The organism is Paraburkholderia silvatlantica (assembly GCF_003096715.1).
GTDB classification, from domain to species: Bacteria; Pseudomonadota; Gammaproteobacteria; order Burkholderiales; family Burkholderiaceae; genus Paraburkholderia; species Paraburkholderia silvatlantica.
In genome coordinates, this window is record NZ_QEOL01000002.1 from 97928 (window position 1) to 112318 (window position 14391).

14 protein-coding genes are annotated in these 14391 nt (G+C 67.5%); 6 read left to right on the forward strand and 8 right to left on the reverse strand.

The window, feature by feature from the left end:
* The first annotated feature begins 21 nt into the window (after nt 1-21).
* Genes gspL through C7411_RS02750 form a run of 3 tightly spaced genes read left to right on the forward strand, consistent with a single transcriptional unit; the run spans nt 22 to nt 2746 of the window.
* Nucleotides 22-1410, forward strand: coding sequence for a type II secretion system protein GspL (gspL, locus tag C7411_RS02740; RefSeq protein WP_110383316.1), 1389 nt, complete (start codon nt 22-24; stop codon nt 1408-1410).
* Entirely contained in the window at nt 1386-1925 is a 540-nt protein-coding gene (locus C7411_RS02745) for a type II secretion system protein M (protein ID WP_110383234.1), read from the forward strand. Before gspL ends, C7411_RS02745 begins: the two co-directional genes overlap by 25 nt.
* Before the next feature lie 41 nt (nt 1926-1966).
* Nucleotides 1967-2746 (forward strand): type II secretion system protein N, encoded by a 780-nt coding sequence (locus C7411_RS02750; protein ID WP_110383233.1) that lies wholly within the window; start codon nt 1967-1969, stop codon nt 2744-2746.
* A 60-nt stretch (nt 2747-2806) separates the two neighbouring features.
* Here C7411_RS02750 and C7411_RS02755 read toward each other — a convergent pair whose 3' ends face one another.
* Complete coding sequence (locus C7411_RS02755) at nt 2807-4405, reverse strand: efflux transporter outer membrane subunit (protein WP_110383232.1); 1599 nt, start codon at nt 4403-4405, stop codon at nt 2807-2809.
* Nucleotides 4406-4564: 159 nt separating this feature from the next.
* On the reverse strand, nt 4565-5125 hold the full coding sequence (locus tag C7411_RS36910; protein WP_133253611.1) for a hypothetical protein: 561 nt from the start codon (nt 5123-5125) through the stop codon (nt 4565-4567).
* On the opposite strand from C7411_RS36910, the gene C7411_RS02765 reads away from it, so the two are divergent.
* Complete coding sequence (locus C7411_RS02765) at nt 5124-5648, forward strand: MarR family winged helix-turn-helix transcriptional regulator (protein WP_110383230.1); 525 nt, start codon at nt 5124-5126, stop codon at nt 5646-5648. The two genes, C7411_RS36910 and C7411_RS02765, sit on opposite strands and share 2 nt — an antisense overlap.
* A 150-nt stretch (nt 5649-5798) precedes the next feature.
* Nucleotides 5799-7355, forward strand: a complete 1557-nt coding sequence (locus C7411_RS02770) for a DHA2 family efflux MFS transporter permease subunit (protein WP_110383229.1) — start codon at nt 5799-5801, stop codon at nt 7353-7355.
* A 142-nt stretch (nt 7356-7497) separates the two neighbouring features.
* Here C7411_RS02770 and C7411_RS02775 read toward each other — a convergent pair whose 3' ends face one another.
* The 4 genes from C7411_RS02775 to ada form a co-directional block, all read right to left on the reverse strand.
* Nucleotides 7498-7980 carry a hypothetical protein gene (locus C7411_RS02775; RefSeq protein ID WP_110383228.1) on the reverse strand — a complete coding sequence of 161 codons (483 nt, stop codon included), beginning with the start codon at nt 7978-7980 and terminating at the stop codon, nt 7498-7500.
* A gap of 199 nt (nt 7981-8179) precedes the next feature.
* Complete coding sequence (gene gshA / locus C7411_RS02780) at nt 8180-9802, reverse strand: glutamate--cysteine ligase (RefSeq protein WP_110383227.1); 1623 nt, start codon at nt 9800-9802, stop codon at nt 8180-8182.
* Between the two features lie 201 nt (nt 9803-10003).
* A complete protein-coding gene (locus C7411_RS02785) occupies nt 10004-11017 on the reverse strand; it encodes a DNA-3-methyladenine glycosylase family protein (RefSeq protein ID WP_110383315.1) in 1014 nt (337 codons plus the stop codon).
* A 5-nt stretch (nt 11018-11022) separates the two neighbouring features.
* Nucleotides 11023-12183 carry a bifunctional DNA-binding transcriptional regulator/O6-methylguanine-DNA methyltransferase Ada gene (gene ada / locus C7411_RS02790; RefSeq protein WP_110383226.1) on the reverse strand — a complete coding sequence of 387 codons (1161 nt, stop codon included), beginning with the start codon at nt 12181-12183 and terminating at the stop codon, nt 11023-11025.
* Between the two features lie 537 nt (nt 12184-12720).
* Here ada and C7411_RS02795 point away from each other — a divergent pair.
* Nucleotides 12721-13131, forward strand: a complete 411-nt coding sequence (locus C7411_RS02795; RefSeq protein ID WP_110383225.1) for a VOC family protein — start codon at nt 12721-12723, stop codon at nt 13129-13131.
* 6 nt (nt 13132-13137) lie between these two features.
* On the opposite strand, the gene C7411_RS02800 is transcribed toward C7411_RS02795, so the two are convergent.
* Entirely contained in the window at nt 13138-13692 is a 555-nt protein-coding gene (locus C7411_RS02800) for a YaeQ family protein (RefSeq protein ID WP_110383224.1), read from the reverse strand.
* A 235-nt stretch (nt 13693-13927) separates the two neighbouring features.
* Nucleotides 13928-14269, reverse strand: coding sequence for a surface attachment protein Sap1 (gene sap1 / locus C7411_RS02805; RefSeq protein ID WP_110383223.1), 342 nt, complete (start codon nt 14267-14269; stop codon nt 13928-13930).
* Nucleotides 14270-14391 lie beyond the last annotated feature (122 nt).

Here is a 14391-nt window from a genome sequence, read left to right on the forward strand (position 1 = left end):
CAACATCGAAAAGAGGTGCGTTTGAGCACGCTGATCGTTCTCATGCCGCCCCGCGACCCGGCGGTCCACTCGCAGGAATGGCAGCTGCCGGAGCTGCCGTTCGTGCTGCTCGACAAGGCGGGCAACACGCAGCGCGCGGGCCGTTCGGCGCTCGGGCTCTTGCCGAAGGCCTCGGCCACCGTCCTGATGATCGCCGCGCGCGACCTGCTCACGCTCGCCGCCGCCGTGCCGCCGCTCAAGGGGCCGCGGCTGCGTCAGGCACTGCCGAACGTGGTCGAGGATCATCTGATCCAGGACGCGCAGACCTGTCATCTGGCGCTCGATCCCAAGCGCCTGGCCGATGGCCGCCAGGTGGTGGCGGCCATCGATCGCGGCTGGTTCCGCTTTCTGCTGGAAGGCTTCACCGCCGCGGGTCACCGCAATCTGCGGGCCGTGCCGGTGGCGCGCTGCCTGCCGGCGGCGCAGGCGGTGGAAGCGGTTCAGGAGGTTCAGGTGACCGAACCTGCCGGGCCGGGCGCAGCGCCCGACGCCGCGGCTGCCGAGACGCCTGCGACCGAGCCTGCGGCCGAACCCGTGACCGCGTGCGTGCTCGGCCATGTCGTCGCGACCGCGCCCATGCTGTTGCCCGGCGTCGCACCCGAGCCTGCGGCCGCCACGGCGCAGGCGGCGCTCGAACTCGCGATCGTGCGCGGCGCGCTCGCCGAGGGCTTCGCGGTGCCTGCCGCGAGCATCGCCGCCACCGTCACGGCGCTCGCCGGCGGTGCGCCCGTTTCTGCCTATGTCCTCGCCAATCTGCCGGGCGAGCCTGTGAGCGCCGCTGCGCGCGTCTCGCTCGCCGCAGCGTTGCCGGGCGCGCAGGCGCTCACGTTCGAGGCGCTTGCGCGCCGTGCGCTCGCCTGCCGCTTCGACCTCTGCCAGTTCGAGTTCGCTTCGCAGCCGTGGCGGCTCGACCGCGCGACGCTGCGCCGTCTGCGCGTGCCGATCGTGCTCGTGGCGGCGTCGCTCGTCGTGGCGGTCGTCGGCGCGAATATCCAGTGGCTGATGATGGCGCGCCAGCGCGACGCGATCAGCGCGCAGATGACCGAGCTGCTCCTCAACGCGTTCCCGAAGACGACCGTCGTGCTCGATCCCGCCGGACAGATGGCGCGCCAGTTGCAGCAGTTGCGCCTGGCCGCGGGCGAGCCCTCGCCCGACGACTTCCTCGCGCTCTCCGACGGTCTCGCGCGCTCGCTCGGCCCGGTGCCCGCGAACGGCATCGCGGCCCTCGACTATCACGACCGGCGTCTGGACGTGACCTTCAAGCCAGGCGTCAACGTCGACGCCGATCTCGCGAAACGCCTCGCGGGCAACGGCCTGGCGGGCACGGTGGATGCCAGCACGGGCAAATGGACCATCAGGAGCGCATCGTGAAGACAACGGCTATGGGCGGCGCGTGGGCCGAGGCCTGGACGAACTTCTGGGAGGCGCGCACGACGCGCGAGAAGACGCTGCTCACGTGGGGCGGCGCGGCGCTTGCGCTGGCGATCGGCTGGTCGGTGCTGTGGCAGCCTGCCGCCGACGGCCGTGCGCGCCTGCGCGAGAGCCTGCCCGGCATGCAGCGCGAACTCGCGCAGATGACGGCCGAGGCCGACGAGGCGCGCTCGCTGGCCGGCGCTGCGGCGAGCGTGGCGCCGGGCGGCCAGGCGCTCAAGGAGGCGGTCACCGCTTCGCTCGCCGATCATTCGCTCACGGGTGCGCAGATCCAGCTGATCGGCACGACGGTGCAGGTACAGATGAAGAACGTGTCGTTTCCGGCGTGGGCCGCGTGGCTCGACGACGTACGCAAACAGTTCAAGGTGCAGGTGGTCGAGGCGCACATCACGGCGCTGAAGGCCGATGGTCAGGTCGACTTGACGGCCTCGCTGCAACCGGCGAATACGCATTAAGAAGAAAAAGCGCGCACTGGGAATCGCCGGAGAAATAAGCAATGAGTTACTGGATGCGGCGCCTGCGTGCCGCGTTGCCCTGGCTGATCGTGGGCGTGCTGTCGAGCGCTGTCGTGCTGCTCGCCCGCCTGCCCGCGGCCTGGATCGCGCCGCAGTTCGCGCGCGCGACTCAGGGGCACGTGAATCTGATCGACGCGGAAGGTTCGCTCTGGCACGGCTCCGCTACGCTGGTGCTTGCCGCGGGCGAGGACGCACGCGGCGCGACCTTGCTGCCTGGGCGCATCGTCTGGCGCACGGCGTTCTGGCCGCTTTTCGTCGCGCGCGTGCGCATGCAAATGCTGCAGACCGAGGCGATGCCCGACGCCGTCACGGTGGAGGCGTCGTTGCGCGGCGCGAACGTGAGCGCGGGCACGATCGCCGTGCCGGCGTCGCTGCTCGCGGGTCTCGGCGCGCCCTTCAACACGCTCGATCTGGATGGCAAGGTGCGGCTCGCGTGGAGCCCGTGGCGCGTGTTCGGCACGGATGCGTTCGGACGACTGACCGTCTCGCTCGCCGACATGAGCTCGCGCGTTTCGCTCGTGAAGCCGCTCGGCACGTATCAGGTGGTGCTGCAGGCGCAAGGAGCGACGTCGACGCTCGATCTCTCGACGCAGAAAGGACCGCTGATGCTCGAGGGGCGCGGCACGTTCTCGCGGGCGTCGGCATCGTTCCAGGGCACCGCGAGCGCGGCGCCGGATCAGCGCGACAACCTGGCGGGCCTCCTGAATCTGCTGGGCCGGCCGGTTGGGCCCGGAACCGTCGCGCTGACGTTCATGCGCTGACGTACACGCACCGAGGTTCGTGGTCGGAGCATGCCGCCCGCCTGCGCGGGCGCATGCGCATTACTGCGGCTGGGCGGCCGTCGTCGCAGTCGTAGTCGCTGCCGCCGGGGCCGAAGCCGCCGAAGCCACTGCCGGCGCAGCGACGCTGCCGGTCTCGCGATCCATCTGCGAGGCATCCCAGCCGCCGCCCAGCGCCTTCACGAGCCCCACCGACGACACCATGCGCTGCCCGCCGATGCTCACGAGCTTCTGCTGCGCGGTAAAGGCCGTGGCCTGCGCGGAAAGCACGTTCTGGAAATCGGTCGTGCCCGCCTTGTACTCGTTCGTTACGATCGCGAGCGCATGCTGCGCCGACTCCACCGCCTGCTGCTGCACGACGACCTCTTGCCCGAGGATGCGCTGCGAAGCGAGGTTGTCTTCCACGTCCTGGAACGCGGCCAGCACCGTTTGCCGGTACGCGGCCACCTGCTGGTCGTAGGCGGCGCGCGCGGCCTCGGTCTGCGCGTGGCGCAGCCCGGCGTCGAAGATCGTGCCGGCAAGCGACGGCCCGAGCGTCCAGAAGCGCGAGGGCAGCTGCAACAGCTGCGACATCACCGAGTTTTCGAAGCCGCCGCTCGCGGAAAGCGTGAGCGTGGGGAAGTACGCCGCGATGGCGACGCCGATCTGCTCGTTGGCGGACGCCGCCTTGCGCTCGGCCGAGGCGATGTCGGGCCGGCGTTCGAGCAGCGCCGAAGGCATGGCGAGCGGCACCGTGGGCGGCGTGGCGGCGAGCGGCGACGGCGGGATCGAGAACGCGGAGGCGGGCTGGCCGACCAGCACGGCGATCGCATGCTCGTCCTGGGCGCGCGCCACCCCGTTGTCGATCGCGGCAGCCTGGGCGGACTGCAGCTGGGTTTGCGCCTGGATCACGTCGGCGCGGCCCGCCACGCCTTGGGCGTACTGATTCTGCGTGAGTTGCAGCGACTTCTGGTACGCCACGACCGTGTCGTCGAGCAGCTTCTGCTGCGCGTCGAGCGAGCGCAGCGTGAAGTAAGTCTGGGCGAGCGTGGCCTGGGCCGATAGACGCGCGTTCGCAAGATCGGCGGCGGCACCCTGCTGGCTCGCCTCCTGCGAACTGACCGTACGGCTCACTTTGCCCCAGAGATCGGGTTCCCAGGTGGCATCGAGCCCCAGGTTCACGTTGTTGTTGATGCTGCCGCTCGACAATCCGCCGCTCGAGTTGGCCACGCGCGTCGGCGTGTACGAGCGCGTGCCCGCGAACGAACCGCTGATCACAGGGAAGTAGGCCGCCCGCGCCTCGCCCACGAGCGCGCGCGCCTGACGGTAGGCGGCGGCAGATTGCGCAACCGTCTGGTTGCTCGTGTTGAGCTGATCCATGAGCGCATTGAGCTGCGCGTCGTCGTAGATCAGCCACCAGGCGCCGCGGTCGGCGGTATCGGCGGGTTGCGCAACCTTCCAGCCTTCGGGCGCTTCCTTGAACGAAGCGGGCACGGCGGCGCTGGGCCGGTGATAGTCGGGGCCGACGGCGCAGCCGGTCAACTGGAAGGTGAGCGCGGCGGCCGCGCAGAGCGCCAGGGTGGAAAGCGGCTGGGGCGCGCGGCGCGCCACGGATCCGGCGGATCCAGCGGTCGCGCCGGAGCGGACGAAACGGCAAGGCATGCAAGGATTCCTGTCGATGCAACCGGCACACGCTCAGGCGGCCGTGCACACGGGGTTGTCGCGTTGCGGCAATGGTAGCGCACGCGCTAGTCATCGCACGGAATCCGAAAGCTTACGCGTTGGAAGGGTTGGCGGGTGTTACAGCCTGAGGCGCGCAGGTTACGCGTCGTTACGACGGCGCTTCGGTGCGCGGCAGGCGGGCTGGCCGCCACCGCATGCGGGCGCATCCGCTGCCGTTGTGGCTGCCGCTGCGGTCGCGGATGCGGCCGGCACGACAGCGCTTGCCGCTGCGGGTTCGGGCTGCGCGCGCCGACGCTGCGCCCACACCACGGCCACCACCGCGATCGAGCCGCCCGGCAGCGCGAACATGGCCGCATACAACGCGAGCTTGCGCCAGCGCGACGGCTCACCGGCCTTCGCGAAAGCAAGGCGGGCGGTGTCGGTGACCGAGCGGCCAAGGCCGCCAAGCGCGTTGATCAGGAAAAGCATGGTGCGGAAACGGGTGGATGGAGAAGAATGGAACTGGTTGCCTGTCATAATATTGACTATGCAATCAAATAACAACATACTTTGCGGCGCATCAACGCAACTGTTGTTTTTACACGCCGATTGCGGCGACAGAGGCGGTCGCGATCGGCTATCCAATTTATCTGCCTGAGCAGCGAAATAACCCGTTATAATCCGGTCGTTTTTTTGAGATGCTGCAAAGCGAACTGCCATGAGCGACGGTCCTTTTGTTCCGGCCGGGCTGGGCGTCGAGCCAAGTCTCGGCTATTTCCTTTCGACGGCGCGCAACGTGCTGGCCGGACGCATCGACCGTGCGGTCGCGCCGCTTGGACTCACATCGTCGCAAATCGGTGTGATCCTTTTATTGTGGTTCGAGCGCGCCAGCACGCCGAACGAGATGTCGCGCGCGCTCTCGTACGACACCGGCTCCATGACGCGCATGCTCGACCGGCTGGAGAAAAAGGGCTTTCTCGAGCGGCAGCGCAGCCAGGAGGACCGCCGGGTCGTGGAACTCGCGCTGACGGATCAGGGCCGCACGGCGGCGCAGCAATTACCCGATCTGATCGCCGCGGAGATGTCCGGGCAGTTGCGCGGCTTCTCGCCCGAGGAAGTCGCCACGCTGGTTCATTTGCTGCAGCGCTTCATTGCCAACGACGGCTCGACCACGCCGCTGTGCGGATCGATGGAAGGCGCCGGTAAGGGCGCAGAAGCGCCGGTGCAGGAAGACGGCGACTAGCCACGCCGCACGCTGCGCCGCAGCGCAACACGCGGCGTAGTTCGATCGAGTCACTGTCTGGGCAGAAAATGCACAGACATGAAATGACAAGCCGCTGTGCGCCGCTCTTTGAGTGCAGCAGCAACAGCCTACCCAACAAGGATACGGACCATGGCAGCTTCTCCCGCGGTGCCCGCGCAGGCCGAACCCGCACCGTTTTCCGGCGGCACGCTCGCACTCCTCACAGTCGGGCTCGCGCTCGGGACCTTCATGGAGGTGCTGGACACCTCGATCGCCAACGTGGCGGTGCCGACCATCTCGGGGAACCTCGGTGTCGCCAACAGCGAAGGCACGTGGGTCATCTCGTCGTATTCGGTTGCCTCGGCGATTGCGGTGCCGCTCACCGGGTGGCTCGCGCGCCGCGTGGGCGAAGTGCGCCTCTTCACGCTCTCCGTGCTGCTGTTCACGCTGGCCTCGGCCGCATGCGGCTTCGCCACGAACTTCGAGACGCTCATCGCATTCCGTCTCGTGCAAGGGCTCGTTTCCGGGCCGATGGTCCCGCTCTCGCAGACCATCCTCATGCGCTCCTACCCGCCCGCCAAACGCGGCCTCGCGCTCGGGCTCTGGGCGATGACCGTGATTGTCGCGCCCATCTTCGGACCGGTGATGGGCGGCTGGATCACCGACAACTACACGTGGCCGTGGATCTTCTATATCAACGTGCCGATCGGCCTCTTCTCGGGCATCTGCGCGTACCTGCTGCTGCGCGGCCGCGAGACGAAGACGACGAAGCAGCGCATCGACGCCGTGGGCCTCGCGCTCCTCGTGATCGGCGTGTCGTGCCTGCAGATGATGCTCGACCTCGGCAAGGACCGCGACTGGTTCAACTCGACGTTCATCGTCACGCTCGCCGTCATCGCGGTGGTCGCGCTCGCGTTCATGCTCGCGTGGGAGGCGACGGAAAAGGATCCCGTGGTCGATCTCTCGCTCTTTCGCGACCGCAACTTCGCGCTCGGCGCGATGATCATCTCGTTCGGCTTCATGGCCTTCTTCGGTTCGGTGGTGATCTTCCCGCTCTGGCTGCAGACCGTCATGGGTTATACGGCGGGTCTCGCGGGCCTCGCCACCGCGCCGGTGGGCCTGCTCGCGCTCGTGCTCTCGCCGCTCATCGGGCGCAACATGCACCGGCTCGATCTGCGCATGGTCGCGAGCTTCGCCTTTATCGTGTTCGCGCTCGTCTCACTCTGGAACTCGACGTTCACACTCGACGTGCCGTTCGACCATGTGATCCTGCCGCGTCTCGTCCAGGGCATCGGCGTGGCCTGCTTCTTCGTGCCGATGACGACCATCACGCTCTCGAGCATTCCTGACGAGCGGCTCGCGAGCGCCGCGGGCCTCTCGAACTTTCTGCGTACGCTCTCGGGCGCGATCGGCACGGCGGTGAGCACGACGTTCTGGGAAGACGCCGCGATCTATCACCATGCCGTGCTGTCGGAATCGGTGACCCAGTACTCGCCGAACACCGTCGCCTACAAGGACGCGCTCGCGAATCTCGGATTCGCGGGTCAAAGCCTGACCGCCCAGCTCAACGACGTCGTCACGACGCAAGGCTACATGATGGCCACCAACGACTTTTTCCGCATTTCCTGCGCGATGTTTGTCGTGCTTGCCCTGCTGGTATGGGTGACGAAGCCGAGGAAAGGCGCGGGAGCGGCGATGGGTCATTGACGCTCCCGCGAAGGCCGCCCGGGCGAGCCGCGTATACGCCTTCGGGCCGACCGGGTCGGTGTGGCCGCGGCTGTGCCCGCCCGGATACGGGCTCCTCAACCCCTCCCTCAATCAGACAATGCCCAAAGCCGGGCATCGGCGATCAATGCGCGCTCGAAGCCGGCTCCGCCACGGCTGCGCCGCTCACGCCGGCCGTGTCGCCGCCTGCGCCCGTGGTCGTGTCGCCGGGAATCGGCGCATCGACGCCGGTTCGCACGTACTGCTTGAACGCCGCGCCTGCCGACCATGGGTTGGGCTTGCAGCCGAGCGAACTGTCGCAATGCGCGGCGAAGCCGATCGTGGCCGTGCCGTCCGGGTTGCCCGACTTCGTGATTTCATAGGCGAGCAGGCGCCGGCCGCCGCCCGGGCCAGACGTCTGGATCAGCGTGTCGGTCACGGTCTGCACTTCGTACTTCGAATGACTGCGCACCCAGTCCTGGGCGCGTTGCCACCAGAGATCGCATTCCGCCTTGCTCGAACAGGTGAGCGGCGCGGTCGCGATCTGCATGACGTCGGGATTGACCTGCCCGCGCGACGCGCAGGCCGCAGCCGTCGCGCACAGCAGGATCGCAAGCATTCGTTTCATCGCGTGGGTTCCTCCCAGAGTGAGCCGCATGGCGCGCGGCCCGTGCATTTTTGGTGTTTTCAGATTCGTTCGTCCGGCGCGCGTTGTCCGCGCGGTTCGGTAACGCGGCGGCGCCTACCCTGGTTGGACCGCATCTGCACGCTGGCGTTGCGAGCAAATGCGGTGCCCGGGACGAACTTCGATGGGACGGATGCGCGGCTCAGACGCTGAAGCGGTTGAGCGTATAAGCGCGATACGCGGCGACGAATGCGTCGAACGAGCCGACTTCGTCGCGCTCGAGCTGGGCCTGCTCCGCGAGCGATTCGCGCGCAAGCGTTTCGAACCCGGCCGTGGCCGCGGCATCGAGCGGACGCGCGAGGAAGTGCGCCGCGTGGCGCTCGCTTTGTGCGCGTGCGAATTGCAGGAAGGACTGCTTGCTATCGCGCATGGTCTGCAGCACGCGCGCCGACGGCGTGAGCGACGGGTCGGCCAGCTTCGCGCGTTGCGCCGCGAGCGAGCGTGCATGCTCGTCGCTGCCGTGCGCCGCGTCGAGCGCGGCAGCCGCCTGGCCGATCTTCCCGAATAGCGCTTCGGCCCACTCGTGCATCGGCACGTCCTCGCCGTCGCGCTTGAGCGAGAGACCCGGGCGGCGCCCTTCTTTCGTCACCAGGCCAAAGTTGTCGTTCGATTCGGCATAGGCGTCGGCAGGCAGGAACGGGCTTTCATCGAGCGCGCACGCGAGCAGGTAGGCGTCGAGAAACCGTGCGGTTTCGAGCGAGATGCCGATCGGCTCGAACGGGTCGATGTCCATGCAGCGCACCTCGACGTACTGGACGCCGCGCGCGGCGAGCGCATGCAGAGGCCGCTCGCCCGGATGCGTCACGCGCTTCGGACGGATCGTGGAATAGAACTCGTTTTCGATCTGCAGCACGTTTGTGTTGATCTGCACCCACTCGCCGTCGCGATGCGTGCCGATCGCCTCGTACGGCGGATACGGCTGGCTCACGGCCTGCGCGAGCGCGTCGAGATAGCCTGCCAGCGTGTCGTAGTCGGCGCGCAAGGCGGACTGGCCCGTCGTGTTCGAGTAGCCGAGATCGCTCATGCGCAGGCTCGTCGCGTATGGCAGATAGAGCGTGTCGGCGTCGAACGTTTCGAGCTTGTGCTCGCGGCCTCGCAGGAAGCGCGCGTCGAGCGCGGGCGAAGCGCCGAACAGGTACATGAGCAGCCAGTTCGTACGGCGGAAATTGCGGATCAGCGCGAGGTAGCGCTCCGACTGATAGTCGGTGAGCGAGGCCGTGGACTGATGATGCGCGTGCAGCACGCGCCACACTTCGTCGCTCAGCGAATAGTTGTAGTGGATGCCGGCGATGCACTGCATCGTGCGGCCGTAGCGCAGCGCGAGGCCCATGCGGTACACGTACTTGAGGCGGCCGATGTTCGAGCTGCCGTAGCGCGCGATGGGAATGCCGTCGTCGGTGTCGGGCAGGAGACCCGGCATCGATTCGTTCCAGAGCATCTCGCCATCACGCGCGAGTACCGCGTAGACGTAGCGATGCAGCTCGTCGAGCTTCGCGAGCGTGATCGATGCATCGGGCTCGGCAGGCGTGATGATCTCGATCAGCGCTTCCGAATAGTCGGTGGTCAGCGACGGATGCGTGAGCGCCGAGCCGAGCGCCGCCGCGTGAGGCGTCATGGCGAGACGGCCGTCGCGCGTCACGCGCAGGCTCTCCTTCTCGATGCCGCGCAGACCGCGCGTGAGCGTGCCGCGATGTGGCCCGTCGCCCAGCACGGAAAGGCGCTGCGCGAGAACGTCGTTCGTGCGTGTAGAGGTCGTGTCTGACATTGAGGCAAGTCGGGCTCGGGCCGGCGGCGCAGTGCTGCGCTCAGCGCTGCTGACATTCGCCGGCCGGGATTCTTTTCGGTAGCGGGCACTTTAACATCTCGCCGAAAGACATGCTTGGGCCTGCCTCGTACGGGTTTTGGCCTGTGGACGCGTATCTCCCGCAGCGACGGCACCCCATTCCTCGCGCTGCCTTCCCTTGCCCTAGCCGCCGCGCGCCGCGCCCGCGCGATCGGCGATTTCGTTCCACAAATGCATGGCCGCGTACGCGCGCCAGGGGCTCCAGGTATCGGTGCGGGTGCGCTGCTGGGTCGCGCGCGCGAGCGAAGGGTCGCGCGCCGCGATGGCCTGCATGAGCACGAGATCGGTCGCGGGCCACGCGTTCGCGTCGCGCCATGCGCGCATCGCCACGTATTCCACGGTCCACGGTCCGATGCCGGGCAACGCGAGCAGCGCGGCGCGCATGGCATCGAGATCGGGGGGCTCTGGTGCGATAGCGTCAAATTGTCTGCTTTGACGCTTGCCGCGCTCCTTGCCTTGATCTTCCTGCGCGTAGTCGCGTTCGATGATCACCGCGCCGCTCGCCACGGCCTGCGCGAAGCCCTGCAGCGCGGCGACGCGCTTGCCGGGCATGCCGATACCCGCGAGATCGGCGGCGGCGAGCGCCGCGGGCGTCGGAAAGCGCCACGCGGTGCGCGCGTGCGCATGGTCGTCGATGCGCTTGCCCACGCGTTCGACGAGGCGCCCGACGATCGTCGTTGCCGCTTTCACGCTGACCTGCTGGCCCACGATCGCGCGCACCACGAGTTCGAAGCCCGACCACGCGCCGGGCACGCGCAGCCCCGGCACGGCCGCGACGAGCGGCGCGAGCCACGGGTCGCTGCGCAGATGCCCGGCGACGGCGGCGGGATCGGCGTGCAGATCGAACATGCGCGAGAGCGGTGCGGCGAGCGCTGCCGCGTGCGCGCTCACGGGTCCATCGATCTGCACGACGAGGCAATGCTTGCGCGCGTGCCGGCGCACGGCGAGCGTGCCGCTCGCGCCGTTGAAATCGATCGCGCGCAGCCACGCGCCGTCCTCCACCGCCTCGACGCCCGGCGTCGCGCGGCCGCTGAAAAAGCGCAACACGCGTGGCCAGTCGTAGGGCGCGCGAAACGGCAGTTCGAGTGTGGCGCTGTGCGTCGGCGCCCCGGTTTGTGGTTCGGATTGCGAGGCGATGGCGCTCAAGAGGCGGTCTCCGGCGTGTTGGCGCTTTTTGAGGTCGAACGGGTGCTTTTTGGACTTTTTGCGCCGTCTTGCGCAGCCTGTGATGCGCGCGCTTCGCCGTCGAGCAGCGCCGCCTTGCGCTCGAGCCCCCAGCGATAACCCGCGAGCGAGCCGCCCTTCTGCACGACGCGATGGCACGGAATCGCCAATGCCACCGGATTCGACGCGCACGCACTCGCCACGGCCCGCACCACGCGCGGCGCGCCGAGCGTTTCGGCGATCTGCGAATAGCTGCGCGTCTCGCCGTAGGGAATGCGCTGGAGCGCGTCCCAGACGCGCTGCTGGAACGCGGTGGCGGCAATGTCGAGCGGCAGATCGAAACGCTCGCGCCGGCCGTGCAGATACGCGTCGATCTGCGCGGCGAACGGCGCGACCGCGGCCTTGTCCTCGAAGCACTGCGCGTTAGCGAAATCGGCCGTGAGTGCGGCGGTGAGCGTCGCGGCATCGTCGCCGAACGCGATCCGGCAAATGCCTTTTTTCGTTGCCGCGATCAGCACGAAGCCGATCGGCGTGGGCGTGGCGCCGTAGTAGATCGTCAGTCCCGCGCCCTTGCGGCGATAGGCGGAAGGCGTCATGCCCAGCTCGCCCGGCACGCTGTGATAGAGCCGCGACGACGAGCCGAAGCCGGCGTCGGCGCTGGCGCGCGTGACGTCGGCGCCCTCGCCGAGCGCGTCGCGCAGCACGGCCCCGCGCCGCGCCGCCTGATATTGGCGCGGCGACACACCCAGCGCGCGCTTGAAGAGGCGCTGCAGATGAAATGGGCTTAGGTGCACGGCTTCGCCCAGTTGGGCGAGCGTGAGCCGCTCTTGCGGGTCGGCGTCCAGCGTCGCGCGCGCGCGGCGCACGATTTCCAGTTCGCGCGGCAAGCCACCCGGGCGGCAGCGCTTGCATTCGCGATAGCCGGCGGCGCGCGCGTCGTCGCCATTGGCGAAGAATTCGATGTTCTCGCGCCGCGGCAGCCGCGACGCGCACGACGGGCGGCAGAACACACCGGTGGTGCGCACGGCGTAGAAGAATGCACCGTCGGCGCGGGCGTCGCGCGACGTGACGGCTTGCCAGCGGTCGGCGTCGTTCGCCCACTCGCTGTCTGGCGTTTGGCTGGGTTTGGCGGGTTTCATCACGGGTTTCATGGTAGGGACGGCGCTCATTTGAGGGCTCCTCGAAGTGCCTGTCTGGATGCCCTTACTCTAACTTCGCGTACGGACGACGGCGCGCCGGATCTTGCGCTGTCATTGCAGCCGATATGTGCCGTGAATGCGCCATGGTCTGGCACTGATAGGCCCTTCGGTGAATCCCTGGTGGTGCTTTGCGGATTCCCATGCGACAAAATGGCAACTTTGCGGGTTTTCCCTTAAAAAGTTGTTGCGTCGCGTCAGCCGACTCGGTATAGTAGTTCCTGTCTCCTCCATGTCTCCTCCTGATATGGATTAAGCCCGCTCACAGCAGCGGGCTTTTTTTCGTCCAGCGTTTCCATACGTCGATTCGCCCACCCGCGCCGCGCCCCCGCTTTCAGTCCTTTCGGCTATTTTCCGCCGGTTCCCACGGTTGTGCCGCCGGCGGTTCCGGTTCGCGAATCTCGCGCCAATGCGCGCATTCTGCGCAGCCCCGCGTCCACAGGTTCATCATGAGAAGCCCTGCACGAACTCGAGGACGCCATGCGGATTCAGATTCGCGAGATCGATCACGTCGTTATCCGGGCGGCCGATGTGGCCGCCATGACGCGTTTCTATTGCGAAGTACTCGGTTGCCAGCCGGAGCGTGAACAGCGCGATCTCGGCCTCGTGCAATTGCGCGCGGGACGCTCGCTGATCGATCTCGTGACGATCGGCGGCCCGCTCGACCGGGGCTCCGGCGCCCCGCCTGCTGGCGCGGGCGGCAACATGGATCATCTTTGTCTGCGCGTGGAGCCGTTCGACGCCGAGGCGCTCGCGTCGCATCTGACGCTGCATGGCGCGCGTCCCGGCAATGCCGTCGAGCGCTATGGGGCGGAGGGCTTGGGGCCGTCGCTTTATCTGTTCGACCCGGAAGGCAACATGGTGGAACTCAAGGGGCCGCCGCGCGCCTGAGCGCGCTCACACGTTTTCGGGCGCCTTGAACACGCTCCATTCGACGGCCACTGGCTCGGCGCTCGTGTTGCCGATCCATGCAGCGCCGTCCTGCACCGTGCATTGCAGGCGCATGGTGCGCTCGGCCAGCGCGCCGAGCGACGCGGCAACGCCCTCGCCCAGCGACCAGACCGTCACGTTGCGCAGGCGCTCGACCTTGTTGCGCACGCCTTGCCACCAGATGTCGGAGGTGCGCCCGCCGTAGGCGATCACGATGACCTCGCCCGCGCGGCCGCTCGCCTTGGCAATGCGGCGCTCGTCGGGCTGGCCGACTTCGATCCACGTCTCGATCGCGCCGGTGTAGTCCTTGCACCAGAGATCGGGCTCGTCCGTATCGGAGAGGCCCTTGCAGAATTCGAGCCGCTCGCCCGCAAACAGCGCGAACGCCGCGATGCGAACCATCATGCGGTCGTCGGTTTCGGACGGATGGCGCGCGATCGTGAGCGCATGGTCAGCGTAATAGTGCCGGTCCATGTCCGCGATCTGCAGTTCTGCCTTGTAGATGGTCGATTTGAGTGCCATACCGAATTCCGGTCGCGCGAAAGCCGCACATGATAGCGAAGTTTCCAGCAAGCAACGTGCCGGTCGAGTCGGCGCGCGGCGCAATGCGGATGGTCTGACGGGAAAATGACGGGGGTTTGACAGCGGCGCGCAACGCGTGGCATCACGTCACGGCCGCGCGTCCGGCAAGCACGATGGCCCGGCGCATGTGCATCGGGCCATGTCGATGTCGAGAGGCGCGTTGGGAGATGCGGTCTTACTGCTTGATGAAGCGGTCCGTGGTCCAGAGTCCTTGCTCGTCGGTGTTCGCGGCGTTGACGAATTCGACGTCGTGACCCACCACCTGTACGACGCGGAACGACTGGTTGTCGGGCGTGGACAGACACTGGAATCCCGTGAAGTATTCCTGCATCTGCTGATGCTCGCCGGCCTGCTCGTGAAGCGCGACGGCATCGAGTTTGTCTTTCGTGAGGCAGCCATAGGAGCCCGGCTTGAGCTGCACCGTTTGCTGCGGCTTGACGCTCGCGTCCTGAGCTTGAACCGCAACGGCACAAGCAAGGCTGGCCGCCGCGACGACCAGACCGGATAGCTGTTTCATGATTGCCTCCTGCGGGTTTTGACTCAGATTAGCTATGTATTTAACTCTCATGCCGCACCCGCGTTGTTAAACATAGAAAACTGCCGAAAGACTGCAAGCCCGACTTGTGTGCGCTTGCAACA

What these genes read in the sequence shown, in the direction of transcription:
- C7411_RS02745 (WP_110383234.1), top strand. Translation starts at nt 1,386, where the DNA reads ATGGACCATCAGGAGCGCATCGTGAAGACAACGGCTATGGGCGGCGCG.
- C7411_RS02750 (WP_110383233.1), top strand. Translation starts at nt 1,967, where the DNA reads ATGAGTTACTGGATGCGGCGCCTGCGTGCCGCGTTGCCCTGGCTGATC.
- C7411_RS02755 (WP_110383232.1), bottom strand. Translation starts at nt 4,405, where the DNA reads ATGCCTTGCCGTTTCGTCCGCTCCGGCGCGACCGCTGGATCCGCCGGA.
- C7411_RS02765 (WP_110383230.1), top strand. Translation starts at nt 5,124, where the DNA reads ATGAGCGACGGTCCTTTTGTTCCGGCCGGGCTGGGCGTCGAGCCAAGT.
- C7411_RS36910 (WP_133253611.1), bottom strand. Translation starts at nt 5,125, where the DNA reads ATGGCAGTTCGCTTTGCAGCATCTCAAAAAAACGACCGGATTATAACG.
- C7411_RS02770 (WP_110383229.1), top strand. Translation starts at nt 5,799, where the DNA reads ATGGCAGCTTCTCCCGCGGTGCCCGCGCAGGCCGAACCCGCACCGTTT.
- C7411_RS02775 (WP_110383228.1), bottom strand. Translation starts at nt 7,980, where the DNA reads ATGAAACGAATGCTTGCGATCCTGCTGTGCGCGACGGCTGCGGCCTGC.
- gshA (WP_110383227.1), bottom strand. Translation starts at nt 9,802, where the DNA reads ATGTCAGACACGACCTCTACACGCACGAACGACGTTCTCGCGCAGCGC.
- ada (WP_110383226.1), bottom strand. Translation starts at nt 12,183, where the DNA reads ATGAAACCCGCCAAACCCAGCCAAACGCCAGACAGCGAGTGGGCGAAC.
- C7411_RS02795 (WP_110383225.1), top strand. Translation starts at nt 12,721, where the DNA reads ATGCGGATTCAGATTCGCGAGATCGATCACGTCGTTATCCGGGCGGCC.
- C7411_RS02800 (WP_110383224.1), bottom strand. Translation starts at nt 13,692, where the DNA reads ATGGCACTCAAATCGACCATCTACAAGGCAGAACTGCAGATCGCGGAC.
- sap1 (WP_110383223.1), bottom strand. Translation starts at nt 14,269, where the DNA reads ATGAAACAGCTATCCGGTCTGGTCGTCGCGGCGGCCAGCCTTGCTTGT.